The 17,680-nt window shown below is 52.2% G+C and carries 14 protein-coding genes; 4 read left to right on the plus strand and 10 right to left on the minus strand.

The features are described 5' to 3' along the window. Positions 1-9: 9 nt before the first annotated feature. The 7 genes from K9N57_07945 to K9N57_07975 all read right to left on the minus strand — a co-directional run bounded on the left by K9N57_07945 (position 10) and on the right by K9N57_07975 (position 7,443). A complete protein-coding gene (locus K9N57_07945; protein ID MCF7804106.1) occupies positions 10-639 on the minus strand; it encodes a DUF3108 domain-containing protein in 630 nt (209 codons plus the stop codon). A 361-nt stretch (positions 640-1,000) separates the two neighbouring features. Further along, on the minus strand, positions 1,001-2,176 hold the full coding sequence (locus K9N57_07950) for a glycosyltransferase (GenBank protein ID MCF7804107.1): 1,176 nt from the start codon (positions 2,174-2,176) through the stop codon (positions 1,001-1,003). A 6-nt stretch (positions 2,177-2,182) separates the two neighbouring features. Continuing rightward, positions 2,183-3,535 (minus strand): magnesium transporter, encoded by a 1,353-nt coding sequence (mgtE, locus tag K9N57_07955; protein ID MCF7804108.1) that lies wholly within the window; start codon positions 3,533-3,535, stop codon positions 2,183-2,185. Between the two features lie 125 nt (positions 3,536-3,660). Further along, entirely contained in the window at positions 3,661-4,563 is a 903-nt protein-coding gene (locus tag K9N57_07960; protein MCF7804109.1) for a CPBP family intramembrane metalloprotease, read from the minus strand. 274 nt (positions 4,564-4,837) lie between these two features. Beyond that, the gene (locus K9N57_07965; protein ID MCF7804110.1) at positions 4,838-5,629 is read right to left on the minus strand and encodes an RNA methyltransferase; all 792 of its coding nucleotides are present in this window, start codon (positions 5,627-5,629) and stop codon (positions 4,838-4,840) included. Positions 5,630-5,806: 177 nt separating this feature from the next. Beyond that, positions 5,807-7,087: a histidine--tRNA ligase gene (gene hisS, locus K9N57_07970; protein ID MCF7804111.1), complete on the minus strand. Its 1,281-nt coding sequence runs from the start codon at positions 7,085-7,087 to the stop codon at positions 5,807-5,809. Further along, entirely contained in the window at positions 7,084-7,443 is a 360-nt protein-coding gene (locus K9N57_07975; GenBank protein ID MCF7804112.1) for a DUF2007 domain-containing protein, read from the minus strand. The genes hisS and K9N57_07975 overlap by 4 nt, the downstream gene beginning before the upstream one ends. A gap of 122 nt (positions 7,444-7,565) precedes the next feature. Between K9N57_07975 and K9N57_07980 the strand changes: the two genes are divergently transcribed. Continuing rightward, positions 7,566-8,012, plus strand: a complete 447-nt coding sequence (locus tag K9N57_07980; protein ID MCF7804113.1) for a PTS sugar transporter subunit IIA — start codon at positions 7,566-7,568, stop codon at positions 8,010-8,012. Between the two features lie 848 nt (positions 8,013-8,860). Here the strand turns inward: K9N57_07980 and upp are convergent. Genes upp through K9N57_07995 form a run of 3 tightly spaced genes read right to left on the minus strand, consistent with a single transcriptional unit; the run spans position 8,861 to position 14,605 of the window. Then, positions 8,861-9,490: a uracil phosphoribosyltransferase gene (gene upp / locus K9N57_07985; GenBank protein MCF7804114.1), complete on the minus strand. Its 630-nt coding sequence runs from the start codon at positions 9,488-9,490 to the stop codon at positions 8,861-8,863. Between the two features lie 16 nt (positions 9,491-9,506). Then, positions 9,507-13,265, minus strand: a complete 3,759-nt coding sequence (locus K9N57_07990) for a hypothetical protein (protein MCF7804115.1) — start codon at positions 13,263-13,265, stop codon at positions 9,507-9,509. Continuing rightward, complete coding sequence (locus tag K9N57_07995) at positions 13,265-14,605, minus strand: replication-associated recombination protein A (protein MCF7804116.1); 1,341 nt, start codon at positions 14,603-14,605, stop codon at positions 13,265-13,267. The genes K9N57_07990 and K9N57_07995 overlap by 1 nt, the downstream gene beginning before the upstream one ends. A 735-nt stretch (positions 14,606-15,340) precedes the next feature. On the opposite strand from K9N57_07995, the gene gap reads away from it, so the two are divergent. The 3 genes from gap to rdgB all read left to right on the plus strand — a co-directional run bounded on the left by gap (position 15,341) and on the right by rdgB (position 17,570). Beyond that, complete coding sequence (gap, locus tag K9N57_08000) at positions 15,341-16,339, plus strand: type I glyceraldehyde-3-phosphate dehydrogenase (protein ID MCF7804117.1); 999 nt, start codon at positions 15,341-15,343, stop codon at positions 16,337-16,339. Positions 16,340-16,511: 172 nt separating this feature from the next. Beyond that, positions 16,512-16,955, plus strand: a complete 444-nt coding sequence (locus K9N57_08005) for a hypothetical protein (GenBank protein MCF7804118.1) — start codon at positions 16,512-16,514, stop codon at positions 16,953-16,955. 12 nt (positions 16,956-16,967) lie between these two features. Further along, entirely contained in the window at positions 16,968-17,570 is a 603-nt protein-coding gene (gene rdgB, locus K9N57_08010) for an RdgB/HAM1 family non-canonical purine NTP pyrophosphatase (GenBank protein ID MCF7804119.1), read from the plus strand. Positions 17,571-17,680: the final 110 nt, after the last annotated feature.

Genomic DNA, 17,680 nt, shown 5'->3' on the forward strand with positions numbered 1-17,680 from the left:
CAGCCGAGCCTACTCTTTCAGGTGTGCCCAGACCGAAAACGGTGACATGGGCACGTAAATCCGGTAAATCGTATCCGTGGAAATATCGACCCAGAACCGAAGTGTCCGGTCTTTTGTCGCAATATTTGCTGAGAGGTAGTCCGTCCGCCCGGTCATTTTTTCTCCGCCGATCGGTTGAACGAGCTGCGCTTCTACCACCTTGGTTTGTACTTTCTTCCCAAACGGATTCACGACTTCCGTCCCCAGAACCCGGAGTTGAATCTGCCAGCGCTGGCCGTCGATTTCCACTATCTCAGTCCGGGATTCTCCGGAGGACCACTCGTGATGTTGTATCCAAAGCATCGCGGAAAACAGGCTGTGTGTACTCTCCGGAAAATTTGTTTTTTCTCCTGACGGAAGTGTGATGGTGTGGGCTTGCGTATCATATAAAAAGACCTGACGATCTCTGTGTTTACCCTCGTGGATCTTTTTAACATATTTTCTGGGATTCCAGGTTTCCGGCTCCGCCTGAATTGTGTAGGTGTTGGAAATTTCGTAGATATAGGAAAACGCCGGTTTAATTTCCGCGCTGTAACTACCGGTCCAGACGTCTTGATTCTGGATGGTGGAGATACTGACGTTCAAGACGGGGATCTTCATGTAACTGACCGTATAATGGTATTCTTCGGCGTGTAGGGGACTAATTGTCCAGAATACAATTACTAGAAATATGAGCCTCCCCACCAATGAATTGACGGGCTGAAAGCAAGCGCCCCTCCGGGGCTTGAATTTTTCTCCTTCTTCACTTTTCATTCTGCATTCTTCACTTTTTCTTCGCGGCGCGTGTTGGGTACTTTATCAATGGATATTGGATATTCGTTATTCATCGGTTATTTCATCAGCCATCCCTGACGGAATTTGTATGAATTTTTATGCATTTGTCTCTCCACTAATAAATTGGTGGCAGGTTTTATTCTTTTCCTTTTTCCCTTCTCCTTTCTCCCTCTTCTTCCCCTATACCCTATCCCTGTTCTTTTTCCCCAATCTGTTTCACCTCTTTCCGGGTCCGGCCCTTCCAGGAGTAGTTGAAAAATACGCCGCCGAGACCAGTCACGATGATGTACGGAATCTGCAGCAGGGTCCAGACCGGGAACTGGCCCATCAGATCCCGGCGGGCATAGATTTGCGTTGCGTAGTTGAGTAGTACGAACTCGCTAAGTGCTTTCACAAGATATCCGGCGCCGACAATTATCCAGAATCCCGGGTTGAACAGAGCGTAAAGAATCCCACCGATAAAGACGACATACATCGAGAAGACGGCCACGAGATATGCGAAAAATGCCGGGTCCATCCAGAGCTGAATTGGAGCGTCGGAGGCCCAGCGAATACGCTGATGGAGGAGATCCTTTAGCGTCAGTTCCGGTGAGGTGTTGTTATAGGCCTCCGGAGTGCCGGCGAAGACGATCTCGAATTCGGTCTTCCGCCGGATAAGCTGGAGGAGCAAGACATCATCGCCGGTGGCGCGCTCGGCAATAGAATCATACCCGCCGACCTCCTGGAATGCGGACTTCCGGAATCCCAGATTCTGTCCGGATGACGCCAGTGGAATACCGTGATTCAGGGCGCCTTCGTTGGCGGCCATCAGCGCCAGGAAGTCGAACGCTTGCCACTTTTGCAGCCAGGATCGCCGGTCGGTGACACTGACGCCGGAGTAACCGACCACCATTCCGACATCCTCGGTAAAATAGGAATTCATCGTGCCAACCCAGGTGGGCCGGACGATGCAATCGGCATCAACGGTGAGGATAATATCGCCGCGGGCCTCTTTGATCCCGACAGTCAGAGCGTATTTCTTAGGTGAATAGTTGTCCGGTGTTTCCTCCACCCGGAGCAGCCGCAGCTCCTCACTTCGCTGGGAATATTCTTTCACGGTTTCTGCCGTGGAGTCGGTGGATTTGTCATCCACAACGATGACTTCATAGCGATCCGAAGGATATTCCTGCTTTATCAGGCTGTCCAGGAGCGCCGGGATGTTCTCTTCCTCGTTCCGGGCGGCGATGATAACGGAGATGAAGTGTTTCTTTTTGTTGGAGCCGGCTTGACGGCGATGGAGTCCCACATAGAAAAAAAGCGAACTGGCGCTGTACAGCAGCACCGGAAGCCAAAACAGTATTATTACAAGAAAGGAAACGGTCAATGGATTTTACAGGAGTGCCATGGCGATTGAAAAATAGATTAACAGGCCGAGGATATCGATGGAAGTTGTTACGAACGGCCCTGTAGCAATGGCAGGATCCACGTTGAGTTTATTCAGAACAATCGGCGCAAATGCTCCCATGAGCGCTGCCAGGATCATGACGGCGCAGATTCCGAGCCCCACCACTACCCCGACCATTATTCCGGAGGAGGTATAGATTATTTTTACCAGGATTGCCAGCGCAATGCCGTAGGTAATTCCAAGGATTAAACCGACACGTAATTCTTTGAAGATCACGTGTCCCGCTTCCCGGATGTTGACCCGACCGGTCGCCAGCCCTCGGATGACAATGGTGGCGGACTGGGTGCCGATATTCCCGCCCATTCCGGCGATAATCGGCATGAAGGCAGCCAGGGCGACGACTCGTTGTAGGAGATCGCCAAAGGAACTGACGATCATCGAGGCCACTATCCCGCCGATCCAGGTGGCGAAAAGCCACGGGAAGCGGAGCTTGGATTCCTCATAGGTGCTCTTCAGCAAAATTTCCCGATCCCGGCCGGCGCCGGCCATCTGGAGAAAGTCCTCGGTGGCCTCTTCCCGGATAACGTCGATGATGTCGTCGACGGTTACAATGCCCAGCAAATGGTTTTCATCGTCCACCACCGGCAGCGCCAGGATATTGTAGCGGCCCACCAGCCGGGCGACCTCCTCCTGATCCGTTTCCGGGAGCACGCTGACCACCTGGGTGATCATAAAATCTTTCAGCGCCTTCTTTGGGCTAACCATCAGTAGCTGCCTCAGCGAGCACACGCCTTTTAGATGATTGTCGTCATCCACCACATAGACGTAGAAAACCATTTCGCTGTTTTCGGACTGCTGGAGCACCTCGATAGCTTCTGACGCGGTGGTATCCTCGTTCAGCGAAAACGCCTCCGGAATCATGATACCGCCGGCGGTATCCTCCGGGTAGCCCATGATAGCTTCCAGGTCGATGGCGCTCTCCGGCTCCATAAGCTGGACGATTTCGCCGGAGAGATCGTCCGGGAGCAAGCCGAGCACGTCCGCCAGATCATCCGTGGCCATCTCGGAAAACAGCTCAATAACCTGTTCGCGGGTCAGCTGGTTAATCAGTTCCACCCGGAGCGAATCGTCCATTTCACTCAGGACTTCCGCCGCGTGATTCCGGTCGGAGATCAGTGGGAAAATTTCCCGTCGTTCCGGCTCGGTGAGGTAACGAAAAATGGTGGCCAAATCGGCGGCGTGAGTCTTATGGAGAATTTTCTTAAGGTTGGCGTGAGCATTCCGCCGATTCAGCCGACGCAACGTGTCCAGCAATATGTTGATCTCTTGCGTAAGCATGACTCCCGTCGTTTTTCTAAGATATTATCGCAATTATGTAATATGCCAAAAAAAACCGCCTTTCTATAGAGAAAATTTCGTATCCCAGAGAAGGATTGGGGTGCCCGATTCCGTCCGCGGGAAAATTAATTCTCCGGAGGCAGGGAAGGATGATCCGACTCGGCTAAATTGTCTTTCGGAAAGATGGTGTCGGACTGTCGATCTTCCAGTGGAAACTCCCGGTTGATTCGCTGAAATCCGTAATAGGTGCCGGCGATGGCCAACCCAATCCAGACCGGCGAGACGTGATTTCCCATTTGGTACCAGCCCAATCCGTTGGGATCGAGGTTGGAGAATAACAGCGATAATCCGTTGATACTCATATGTGCCGCAATGCCGGGCAGTACACTCTGGGATCGCCAGGACAGATATGACAATACAACGCCAAACACATAGAGTTGCAGGATCCACCAGGTGTTCATGTGCAGAAGCGCAAACGCCAGCGCCGTGGTCAGGATTGCTTTGGTAACGTCGCGAATCCGATGCTCCAGCGTAGTCTGGAGGAATCCCCGGAACAGCAACTCTTCGGCGATAGGCGTAATGACAACCAGCGCCCCGACAATGAGGAGAAACTCGCCGAATGAATTTATCTCGAAGAACATCAGCGATTCGTCCAGCCACGCTGGCGGCTCGATAAACATGGAAATCACGCGATCGAATTCGTCGCCCAGCACAGAAATACTGAGACCAATAATCGCCGCCCAGAGAAACACCGTCCAGGTAACCGTGCGCAGCCGGTAGAGAAACCGCGGATTATAATTATTTCGGAGGACGTAATAAGCGCTCGGCAGTAGAATAAAAATTTCCCCGATGAAGATGTAAATCCGGGCACTTTGCGGTATAACTCCATCCTCCGGCTGAATAAAGAACGCCGCAAAAAAGTACGGCAGCAGGATGCTGAGAAACACGATACCAATCGTTGGCCAGCGCTTCGGGAAGCGGGGAGCATCGGAGCCGGAATCATTTTTTGGCTTAATGGAGTCGTTCATACCGTCAGTTCTCAGAGGTTTCTAGGGTCAGTATTTCGTACTGCGTATTGTGTATCTTGAATCTCAATCTGTTGTGACGCCTTGGAATAAGATTCCAAGGCTATTGGAGCAAGCCGCGCAATTTTATTGCGAGGTAAATGGTACATTAATAATTGAATCGATAGTTTTTCTCCACTGTCGGCGACGCTGATAGCGGTCACCGACAGAAATGGCGTCTCTACGCAATACGTATTTATTAGGTCTAATCAAGCCCAATTCAATGACGTCTCGCGTTTCAAGTTTCAATCGCTGTCAACGCGTAAAGTAACACCGTCCCCGCCATGGCCACGTTCAGTGAGTCAGCCGGACCATCACCGGGTATGGTAAGTTTTTTGTTCGCTGATTGTCCCAGCGATACAGAAACGCCGTGGGCCTCGTTGCCCAGCACCAACGCCCAGGGTTGGTGCAATTCCTCACGGGAGATTTGATTGACTCCAACCCCATCCATATCAGCGGTAAAAATTGAATAGGATGTGTTACGCAGTTGTGCAAGGACGGGAAACCAGTCATTGATTTCCAAAACTGTTACCCGGAACACCGCGCCCATAGACGCGCGCATTACCTTAGGGTTTGTCCACTCCACGCTGCCAGGCCCGGCAAGGATTTCCCGCACCCCGAACCAGTCTGCGGAACGAAGCAGCGTGCCAAAATTTCCGGGATCACTGATACCATCCAACAGGAGTATTTCCGGGTGCCAGTCCGGTTCCGGCTCAAAGTCCGGGCGGTCCGGAATATCCGCTAATACCGCCACACCCTGCGGGTGCTCGGTGTTGGTGATCTTTTGCATCTCGTGACTGGAAATCTCCGTCGGGTTGAGGTGTTTTTCCCCGGCAACGCCGAACAGTACTTCCGAGTCATCCCGTTCGGCAAAATCCCCGGTATAGTACATCTCCCGGAGTGGCCAGTCCGAGCGGAGTATCTCCTCACAGAGCCGCACACCTTCGATGACGCACTGCCCGTGCTCCCGGCGAAATTTCTTCCGGCTCAGGGAAGAGAGGTGTTTTAGCTGACGGTTGGATAATCCCATAAAGACAGTGTTATAGTGTTCGGGTGTTTATGTGTTCAAGTAAAATTATGTTGTGGATATTTATAATAAAACGGGAATCAGGTAGCTTTGATGTGGATACCTTCGAATATTTAAAACTGTTATTTTGAGGGTGGATGGGCTTTGCGATCTCTGCGTCTCTGCGGTGAACTTTTTGAGTTACAAGTTGCGTTTGAAGAAGCCTCCTAATCCGTCAAACGACACCATCTGTTCCTCGCCCGTATCCATGTTCTTTATCGTCGCCTCGCCGGCTTCCAGCTCGTTTTCGCCGAGGACAATGGTGTAGTCCGCATTTTGGCGATTGGCCTCGCGGAACTGAGCTTTGACGCTCCGCCGGAGAAAATCCATATCACAGTGGACGCCCTGCTCACGGAGTCTTTGTAATATTTTATACGCACGATTTCTGACTGAGTCGCCCACCAGCACGATAAACAGGTCGATGGAGTCGGTGAAATCCGGGAAAAGACCTTCGGATTCCAGCGCCATGATCAGTCGTTCGATACCCGCAGCAAATCCCACGGCCGGCGTCGAATTTCCGCCGAGTTCTTCAACCAATTTGTCGTAGCGACCGCCGCCGCACAGCGCATCCTGCGCGCCCAGCAGATCGCTGGTGATCTCAAAGGTTGTGCGGGTGTAGTAATCCAGTCCGCGGACGAGTTTATGGTCGAGCATATAGGGAATTTCCAACTCATCCAGCAATTCCGTCACCGTGCCGAAGTGTTCATGGCACTCATCGCAGAGATGGTCGGTGATTTTCGGGGCATGCGCGTCCAGAATTCCCTGGCAGGATTCATTTTTACAATCGAAAAGTCTCAGCGTATTGGACTCGAATCGCTCCTGACACGTTTTGCAGAGATCCGACCGGTGGGGTTCCAGTTCGGTTCGCAACGCTTCCAGGTAATCCGGCCGGCACGCGCTGTCGCCGATGCTGTTCAGCCGAAGTTCCAGGTGTCCGGCTTCCGCGGTGAGACCCAATCGCCGATACACATCCATGGCAAATGCAATTACTTCTACATCTGTTTCCGGATATTCCGAGCCGATGGCTTCGATGCCGTACTGGTGAAACTGGCGCTGTCGTCCCGCCTGGGGGCGCTCCTGCCGGAAGAGCGGCGTGAGATAGTAAATTTTGCTCAGCGGATACGTCTGATCATAATGATGCTGAATGTAGGAGCGGATGATCGGGGCGGTGAGTTCCGGCTTCAGGGTGAGGCTGTTTTCGCCCTTGTCCAGAAAGGTGTACATCTCTTTGGTGACAATATCGGTGTATTCGCCGACCCCCCGGGCGAAGAGTTGGGTCTCCTCGAACACCGGTGTGCGGACTTCTCTGTAATTATATTCCTCGGAGATTTTGTGAATTGTGTTTTCAATGTACCGCCATTTGGGCGACTCCTCCGGGAGAATATCATTAGTGCCTTTGACGCTGGTAATGTGCTGACTCATGATTCGGCTGTGTCCCCGCCTTCCTCATTGATCATCGGTTCGATCACGTCCAGCGCCTCGTCTTTGAAATCTTTGGGTACAAACAGCTTTCCGCTGGTCCCCACCAGGTTTGCGCCCCGAAGCAAATACGCGCTGCTCATGAAATCGAAGGAGAGATAGTTCGGGATTTCCGCGTTATCCAGGACTTCTTTTATCATTTCCGCGTACATAGTGCCGTTGACCTGATACAGCTCCACCCATTCCACTTCCTTGTATTTATCCGGCGCCGGCGGTTCGGTGCTTAGCTCAACGCCGCAATCCGGACATTCGTCCACTTCATCCTTAAATTCGTATCGACAACTGTGACAATATTTCATAATCGGCTCCTTTCGCCACTCCCGTATTGATTGACCGAAAATTATGAAAAGTCACCATAAGAACAAAGGTCATTCACCATTTCCGTTGCAAAGTAACCGGGAAGGCTGTAGCTTTTTCCCCTATGGATTTAGAATCCCTTTTACAGCCCGAAACGATACTGATCGACTGGCATCCCGCTACCAAAGATGATGCGATCGCCAGTTTGGTTGAGGCCATGGCGGATGCCGGTGTCATCCAGGATCGGGAGATCGTGCTTCATGATGTGCAGACCCGGGAGCAGAGCCTCTCCACCGGATTGGGTGACGGCATCGCCTATCCACATGCGCGATCGTCTGCGGTGGACAGTGTTGCGATGGCGTTCGGTATCGTCCGTGAGGGGCTGGAGTTTGAGTCCCGCGACGGCGAGCCGGCAATTTTTATCCCGCTGATGGTCAGTCCCAAAGATGGCGGAGCCCCGCACCTGTACGTGATGGCCGAGATCGTAAAGAAATTGGAAGATCAGGACGTCCGGGAGCAGCTACTAGACGCTGAAAGTCCGGAAGAGGTGTATCGGATTCTGGCTGAGTAAATTTCGGATTAATTGATTAACAAAGATGCTTACCGTCGTTGTTCCCTTTCAGGGACGACGGTGGTATTTTTTTATCGACCGCGAACGGCGCTTTAAGCGGCCGTCCGCTGGAGAGTTGATTTAGAGCTCCGGCGGATTGTCCCAACCCATAGGCCCGTGCTCAAAACGATACTTCAATCTGTGCAATAAAATATCTTCCCAGGCGCGCCAGACATCTACTGTGGGAACGTTGATCTCCACCTCGCAGTGGATGATGCGAACTGATGTATCAGATATGGTTGAGATTCCTTTTGTTGGAGGTAAGGGTTATATTCCGGACTTCCCGTTTCTCTCTCCCCGCAGACCCTTTCAGGCTCAGCGACCCCTGAAAGGGTCAATTACCGGAATTACACCACAATGGCTATAGAACTCGAAATCATATTTTTAGTTTTCGTTTAGGCCTCCAATTCAATTTCGATCTAGCGGTCAATCGGTGGAGGAAGGCAAAACCAGTTGTTTGAGCGGAGTGAGTTTCTGGTTTTGCCTCGGAAACGATTGGAACCGATACCGAAATTGAATTGGCAGCCTTGACTTTTTCGCCCTTTTGTGTCAAGACAAAAGGGCAATAAAAAAGTGTGTTAAAATTAAAAAATAGCCAAGGATAGGCATTCGGATAGTTCGCGAATACTCAGGATTTTAGTCAGAGATAGGGTAGTCTTCCGGAGGGATCTCCTGCATCAATACCACCTTTGTTCCCTCTCAGGGACATTGGCGGTATTTTTTTATCAACCGCGAACGGCACTTTAAGTGGCTGTCCGCTGGAGCCTTGCAATCTCATTGCAAGGTGAGCGTCCATTAAATTCTCATAATCACAACGTATTATACTGCCGGTCGCCGGCATCGCCCAGGCCGGGAACGATAAAGGCGTCGTCATTCAGCTTTTCGTCTAGCGCCGAGGTATAGATGTGAATATCCGGGTGTTCATCGTTCAACCGCTCTACCCCCTCCGGCGCGGCGATGATACAAAGGAAGGTAACGTTGGTCGAGTCGGTCTGTTTCTTGACATGCGTGAGCGCCAGCGAGGAACTCCCGCCGGTGGCCAGCATGGGATCGATGACGAAAATGTGAGAGTCATCCGAGATATCCGGGAGCCGGAAGTAGTACGACACCGGATCCAGACTCTCCTCGTCCCGGTACATGCCGAGATACCCGACCAGTGCGTCCGGCACCGTTTCCAGGATCGGATCTACCATTCCCTGGCCTGCGCGGAGAATCGGCACCAGCACGATCTCGGTGTCGATGAGTTGACCGCCGGTCGACGCCAGCGGTGTTTCTACAGTGACATCTGTCGCCGGCAGATCTTCCGTGGCATGAAAAAAGAGGTGGCGCGTGACGTTTGCCATGGCGCGACGGAAGTCGGCCGGTCGGGTCTGCTTGTTCCGAAGTACCGTAATCCAGTGAGAGATCAAGGGGTGCTCAACCAGTGTCAGATTTGTCATGCCGATTTCCTTCCGTTTAATATCCGTAACGATTGCTCCGGCCGCCGCGGGATTCCACCTTCACATCCTGCAAACTCGGCGACTTCACGTTGATTTTCAAATAATACCCTCTGCCGTAGCCGGTGGGTGTCCAGGTAAAGTACATCTCCCAACAGTGGAGATCCCGGCGGATAGTGAAATCCGTACTTACCAACTCCCGCTTGGCCATATCAAACCGGGAACTTACAGAGACTGACCAATTTTTGGAGAGATTCAGCTCGGTATTGGTGTTCATCCAGAATGTCGGCTCCGGTTCCACGTTTGGATTATTTTTGTTAATTGAATACCGGAAACTCAGCCGCACGCTCCAGAATTGGTTGCTGCCGGTGCCGAAGGACTGACTGGCCGACGGAATCATCGCGTCGCTCATTTGGTTCTGTGCCGAAAATGCTCCCAAACCTGTCGTATCGGTCATTGCGGTATCGATAGCGGCTGAGTCCTGCGCCGTAACCTGTTTGAAGCTCCGTCCGGATAAATTGAATCCGGTGGAGAGGCTCAGGTTGGTCATGCGCGGAAAGGCCGCCAGTTCATTGGAATCGTATTGATACGGGTCGTGCCGCATGGAGACGTCCAACGACAGTTTGCGTCCCAGCGATGCGCGCAAGCTGCTGGAGATCTGATTCCACGGTTTTTCCTCGGCTACGAAGTTGTATCCGGTACTGATATTCCAGGTCAGGAAGTCAACCTTGTTCTCGGTGGCGGCCGTATCCGAGCGCGACCCGCCGGACAGATATTTGGCCTGGAACACGTTCCGGAGACTTATAGACAGGCTTTGGCGCTCACTGGCACGGGTACCGCCGACTGCCGTCCCCCTGAACCGGTCAAACTTGCGTACACTGCTATCCGGCATGGTACCATAGAAGTAATAGTCGTAAAACCGGTCGGAAAAATCCGGGCCGATATTATAGCTGACGTTTGGCGTCATTACATGCCTGACGGCGGTCACCGGCCCGAATGGTATCTGAAACAGGCCGTACAGTTTGGTGGAAGTGCCAAAGGAAAAGTTGTAGGTATGGCGGGCCCGGAATTGGGTAATTTTCCGAAACTGAACATTGCCGGAAGAATCGACCTGGACGGTATCATTGACGACTACCGGCTCCCGATAGGCCGGTACCCAGTCTTCGCTAACATTGAGACTGGGATTGAAGCTAAAATAACTCAGGATTTTCCGGGGATTACTGAAACTTAAACTATGCTGAACGCCCCGCTGGTACTCGTCGATATACGTGGAATCGGCTCCGAGATCAATCTGCCGACCATAGGGATCGATATAGGTGGAACCAGTAATCAGTCGGTGCTCGTGGCGGTTCCGGAAGTTGGAGTTGTAGGAATAATTAATATTATAGAACCACTTGTTCTTGGTCTCATAATTGGCGAGTGCCGGCGCCTTGAGTAGCTTATCTGTTCCCCGGCGAAACGATAACTGCGGTAATGTTTCGGTGATGTTTCCGTTCTGCAAATTCTCCGTTCGCTGCAGGTTCACCGACATGGAGTTCTTGGTGCCCTCCCACCGTTTGTTGAGCGTCGCGTTGGAGACGATCTGCTGCCGGAGACGATCCTGACGATCCAACGAGGTTTCCCGGAGAAACTGGCTGCTGCTCACGTACCGGCCATTCACCCGGAGATCCATGGTGGGATCAATTGTCTGATTATGCGTGACGCTAATCTGGTAGTTCTCCGTTCGTGCTGCACGGAAAATTTCCTTATCATAATTAAAGCCAATATTTCCATTGAAGGAGTAACGTTTATTGTATCGCAATCGTTGACGGACCGAAATTCCGCGCTTTTCCCAGAAGTCGAGCTGGACCCGGTAGTCCCAGTAATCGCTGGGCGCCCAATAGAAGCCAAGGCCTTTCAGGTACCGCCCGGATCGGCTGCTCTCGCCCCAGGTCGGCAGGATGTACCCGGAGTTTCGCCGCCCGGACTTTTGAGGAAACACAGCAAATGGCAGCCCAAATACCGGGACATCGTGGATATACATTACAATTGGCCGCGCCACCACCAGGTCCTGGACAATCATTTTCATTCTGTCGCTTTGGAAATGATAGTGCGGCCAGTCCAGGTCACAAGTCGTGTAGATGCCGGAGTTGACGTAGAGCGTCTTCTCGCCCCGTTTCATGATTTTCTTGCCGGTATAAAAGCCGTCCTCGAATTTCGTCTGACCCTGGATCACGCGGCCGCGCTGAGTTTTGATGTTATACATGAGCGTGTCGCCGGACATTGGCTCCTGTCCCCGCTGGGTGAACAGCGGCACATTCCGCTGGTACCGTTCCGCATCGACGGAATCCGGCAGCGGCGTGGCAATGAGCAGATTACGGTTCCAAAAGACGTCGATGAGACCGGCCTCCAGCTCCATGCCCTGATACCGGGCGTCCGCCTCGTACTTGAGATTGGTGATCCGCTCCGGTACCTGGAAGACGATGTGATCGGCTTCGTAATAAATTGTGGTATCGACAGAAGTATTCGACCGGTGCGGCTTGAACGTGCCTCTGGTGCCTCCAATGACGTCAATTTGTTGGAGCGAATCGCCCAGGGATGAAAAACTCAGGATAATCGTATCGCCGCTGGTCTCGTTGATGCCTTGGTACACCGAGTCGTCAAACACATGATAGGTACTGGTGGCCATACCGGACACCCGGGTCCGCCGAATCTTGTTATCCTCCAGCCACATCCGCAGCTGAGTACCCCGGATCACGTTTTCTTGACTGATAGTGTCTCTGACCGTCCGAACGGAATCGGTCGGAGCAGCGAGCGTGTCGGTCGTATCCGCTGTCACGCTAATCCGGCGGTTCACATACCCTTTGGAAACGGAGCGGACTTCTGCATCACTGGGAATATACACCTGCCGAACCTTGTCATCGTGGAAGTACAAATGAATGGTTTCGCCACGGATGGTGTTCTCCGTGTAAAATACCACCGGCGACTGTTCCAGCACCGCCTCCTCCTGCTCCTCGCGGAAGGTGGCCAGTTCTGTTTCCGCCCGCATAGAGTCACGGGTAATCACCACTTGCTCCTGCGCCACATAACTCCCGCTGTCCGGATTCCCGGTTATGGTATTTCCGATAATCCGGACTACGTCCTGCCCTGTCGAGTCCAACTTGGTCAGGATTGGCCGCCGGATGGCTTTCAGCGACTCTGTCCGCAGGTTTTGGGTAATAACCGGCCCGGTAATCCGGATCTGCCGGGAGGGATCATACACTGAGGCCGGCGATTCCGAACTCCCGTAAATTTCCGCATCCCTCGTCGCCTCGTTGTACCAGACGGAATCCGCTGTCACCCGCTGACCCTCCTCCTGCAAGGTTACGTTTCCTGCGGCGCTTGCCACGTCCTTTTCGGTGAAGTATCGGATGCGATTACCGTGCAGCGACCGGTTCCCGGATCTCAGGTGGGCGTTACCTTCTGCGAATAGTAAATTACGTGTGTTGTAGAGAGTGAGCGTATCCGACGTGAGCGTGTCTTGTGCCCCGAAGACCCGGACGTTCCCGGTGAAGATGGAAACATCCGTCGCCTCATACCGGACGGCATGGTCGCAGAACATATCATATTCCCCGCGCCGAAATTGCACAGCGCCATCGAGGATTTGAATGTTTTTTCCATTCTCCTGGGTGTTCCGCAGCTCGTCCGCATGGATTAACTCCAGCCGGTCCTGTGCCGGGGATTGGTCGGGCAGCATAATCCCTGCGATCAGAGAAAAAATTACTATCCCAGCGATGTGAAGAGCTGCGGAAGTTCGCATTAGTCGGACTCGTCGAACTGGTATCGGTTAGACCAAAAGCGGCTGAGCCGCTCCCGGAAGTACTTCTCCCTCCCAAGAGATGACGGATGATAAAAAGCAGCGTTTTTTTCCTCGTCCGGGAGGTACTGTTGCTCGGTGAAGTGCTCCTGGTGATCGTGCGGGTAGTCGTACCCTTCGTGGTATCCCTCGGACTTCATCAGGTCAGTCGGAGCGTTCCGGATATGCAGCGGCACTGATCCGGCGCCGTGGTTCCGGACGTGACTCATAGCGCGGTTAATAGCCATATACGATTCGTTGCTTTTGGGCGTACTGGCCAGGTACGTTGTAGCCTGCGCCAGAATGATCGCAGCCTCCGGCATCCCTACGTAATCGATGGCGGTGAATGTCGATGTGGCCAGCGTAATTCCGTACGGATCGGCGTTACCTATATCTTCGGAGGCGCTGATGATCAAGCGCCGGGCGATGAACTTGGGGTCTTCCCCGCCCTCCAGCATCACCGCCAGCCAGTAGATAGCGGCATCCGGGTCGCTTCCCCGGATGCTTTTGATGAATGCAGAGATGGTATCGTAGTGGTAGTCGCCTTTTTTATCGTAGAGCTGCGTTCGGTGCTGGAGAGCCTCCCGGATGTCATCCTCTGCGATTTCCAGCGATTCCTGATCGACCTGGTCGTCGCGCTGCTGCTGAAGCGCAATTTCCAGCACGTTCAGCAGTCGCCGGCCGTCACCGGCGGCGCTATCCAGGAGTAGATCCTCCGCCTCTTCCGACAGCGACAGGTTAACCTGCCGGAGGACGACGTCTTGTTTCAGCGCCCGTTCCAGGATTCTCTTGAGATGGTCCTGCTTCAGCGGATGCAGCCGGAGCACGCGGCACCGCGAGAGCAGCGGGGAAATTACTTCGAAACTCGGATTTTCCGTTGTGGCGCCTATAAGTACAATTGAGCCATCTTCCACGGCATGCAGCAGGGCATCCTGCTGAGCCTTGTTAAAGCGATGGATTTCATCGATGAACAGGATGGTGCGGGTCTGCTTTTGCTGGAGGAGTTCAGCCTTTTCGATTATTTTGCGCACATCTTTGACGCCGGAGGAAACCGCACTGAGCTGAAAGAATTTCGCATCCACCGCGTTGGCGCAGATCTTGGCCAGAGTAGTTTTGCCGGTGCCGGGAGGCCCCCAGAAGATCATGGAGAAGAGCTGCCGGCTCCGGATGGCGTTAGCCAGAATCTTCCCCTCGGCGACCAGATCTTCCTGGCCGACAAATTCGTCGAGGGTTTCAGGGCGCAACCGTTCCGCGAGCGGGGGGAGCGGCCGCTCTGAATTTTCGTTTGTTGAAAAAAGATCCATGCGCTTTCGTACTGTTAGTGGGCTAAAATGTTCGTTTGCCTATGCATTAAAAGCATTTGGCCCTGAGAAAGCCCCCTTCCTCATAGAGATTCCTTCCGGGGTGACAATCTCAGAAAAATCTTCATAGGAGTAGCATCTCATTTCCGACGGCAATATAATAAAAAGGGGATAGTTAAAGACAGTGTTAAAAAGCAGTGTCAGAGTGTTCGGGTGTTTATGTGTTATAGTTGAAACCGTCGTCTGCCTTGAGTCGGGTGTCCCCGGTCTATGGTTTAGAGCTTTCATGTCGTTGGTAGTTCCCGCTCATTCGACCAGGCCCGTCAGTGGCCCGGCCTTTGACGGGTTCATGACAGGATTTTTCCGATTCCGCCTTTGAATGAGATTCAAAGGCTAGCCTCGTAATCTTATTACGAGGCGACAATAACCACAGCATCTCTTCCAATGATTTGGAGGGCTGAAAGCAACCACCCCTGCGGGGCTTGGTGCTGGAAATTCAATTTTTTCATTCTTCATATTTACTACGCAGTTTTTTTATTTCTTTTCCCTCTCCTCCATTTTCCCTTCTCCCTCTTATTCCCCTATACCCCCTTATATCCTATAACCCTATACCGTTTTTTCTCTTTTCCGACCCCCATCTGTTCGCGTTGTTATCGGCTTGCAATAGGCACCTTTTTGATCTACTTTTTTCCATTCGATTCGGTGGGGTAAAGACTTGACAGAATACAGGAGGTTCAATTGGCGGTACGAGTTGCAATAAACGGGTTTGGGCGGATCGGGCGATCCGTTTATCGGGCGGCCCATTCACTGGATGCCGATGTGGAATTTGTGGCGATAAATGATATTGCCGACCCGGAGATGCTGGCCACAGTGCTGAAACATGACTCTATCCATGGCAGGTTTCCAAAGAAGGTGGAGGTCAAGGACGATAAGCTAGTCGTTGATGGCGATGCCGTCAAAATCATGAATGTCCGGGAGGAGAAAGATCTTCCCTGGGCGGACCTGGATGTCGATGTATTGGTAGAGTCCACCGGGAAAAAGCGCCCCCGGAAGGAACTGGAGAAACATTTACACGCGGGCGCCAAAAAGATCCTTTCAACTGTTCCGTCTGAAGAGCCTGCGGATGCGACGGTTGTCTACGGCGTCAACCATCATGATTTGGCTGGCGATGAGCAGATTATTCTGAATGCGTCCGGAACCACAAATTCTTCAGCGATCCTGTGCAAGGTGATTCATGAGCACTTCGGGATAGAATACGGGTATCTCACGACGATTCACGCCTATACCCTGGATCAAAGCCTGCTGGATTATCCACATGAGGATATGCGCCGGGCCCGTTCTGCTGCACTGTCGATTATTCCGACGACCACCCATGCCGGATATACCATTGAACGGGTTCTCCCGGAACTGGAAGGCAAGATAGACGCCATGTCCTACCGGGTACCGGTCTCCGATGGTTCTATTGTTGATTTATCATTGCAATTACGGAATGAAGCCACCATCCATGATATAAATGTGGCGATGAAAACGGCGTCGGAAAGCAATCTGAAGGGCTTGTTGCATTATACGAATGAGCCGTTGGTCAGCGTTGATATTAAAGGGAGTACGTATTCGGCCATTTATGACGCTCAGCTGACCCGTGTGTTGCGCCCGAATTTTATCAAAGTCTCCGCCTGGTACGATAATGAAACCGGATACTCGCATCGGGTCGTTGATCTCATTGAAAAACTTGGATAACCGAGTACGGTTTTTTTTGTGATACACTCAAACTTCATTATACCTGGAACCCAAGTTAGTACAGCCTTCCGGCCCATAATATCAGCTCGGGAGTTCTCTCTTGTATTGATGGCGTATTCTTACTATACTACGCCGCAATTGCAAAGCGAAAATTGGTGTAAATGAGGCGTCAATGGGACAATTAGTAGGGGTACACCGGGGGATGACACAACCCGGATCGCCGGAGACAATCAACTTTGCAGAAGTGAGTCACGGCGTTGGTATGTTGCAGGCGGACACCGCCGGGGGTGTGATTAATCTGGTGGAAAATGAAGTGTATATCGAATGTCAGGAAAACGACCTGGATTACGACTCCGGTGATTTCGGGGAACATCTCACAGTAGAGTGGGTTGCTCTGGATACGCTGCAGGCCGGGGACTTAATATTTATTGAGGATGAAGTCCAGCTCGAGGTGATCGCTCCGTATCACATCCCGGATTGGGTGGAGGGGCTGACGGATATTCTCGCGGTGGTGGAAGAGCCTATTGGTGTGCAAACCAAGGTCATATCCGGCGGAAATATTGCGGTGGACATGATGGTCCACGTGGAACTGCAGGGTGCAACGGAAGAATATTAAGCCAGAGGTCTAATGGTTAGTACTATCATTATCGCTTCCGGGAATCAGGATAAGGTGGCGGAGATTAGAGAGATTATGGCCCGCCCTGGTCTCCGGATTAAAACGCTAGCGGAGTTTGAGAATACGCCCGCCGTTGTAGAAGACGGGAACACACTGTACGAAAACGCATTGAAGAAGGCGCGTGTTATCTATAAATCGCTCGGGGTTCCGGTGCTGTCGGATGATACCGGGTTGGAGGTTGATTACCTGGACGGCGCCCCCGGGGTTTTTTCTGCCCGATATGCAGGCGAAGATGCTACGTATGAAGATAATGTACAAAAATTGCTTCGGGAATTACGATCAGTACCTCGAAAGAATCGTTCCGCCCGCTTCCGAACGGTGGCCGTGTTTTTTGACGGACAACAGGATTTGAGTGGTGAGGGAACCGTCGAAGGAATAATTACGGAGGAGCCCCGAGGTGACGGTGGCTTTGGATACGATTCTGTTTTTGAAGCACTGGAGACAAAGCAAACATTTGGTGAAATGAATGGAAAGGCCAAAAATGCTATTTCCCACCGGGGACGCGCACTCCGGAATTTGTATCTCACACTTCAACAGCACAATATTCTCTCTTAATCCCAACGTCAAGGAGGACTCGCGACGAAAGTTGTTATCGGACAGAACTGAGCAGTAGAAAGAGAACAGGCGTAAATATCAAGAAGTATACGGTAACAATTTTCCTCCGA

The organism is Candidatus Neomarinimicrobiota bacterium (assembly GCA_021734025.1).
GTDB lineage: Bacteria > Fidelibacterota > JAANXI01 > JAANXI01 > JAANXI01 > JAANXI01.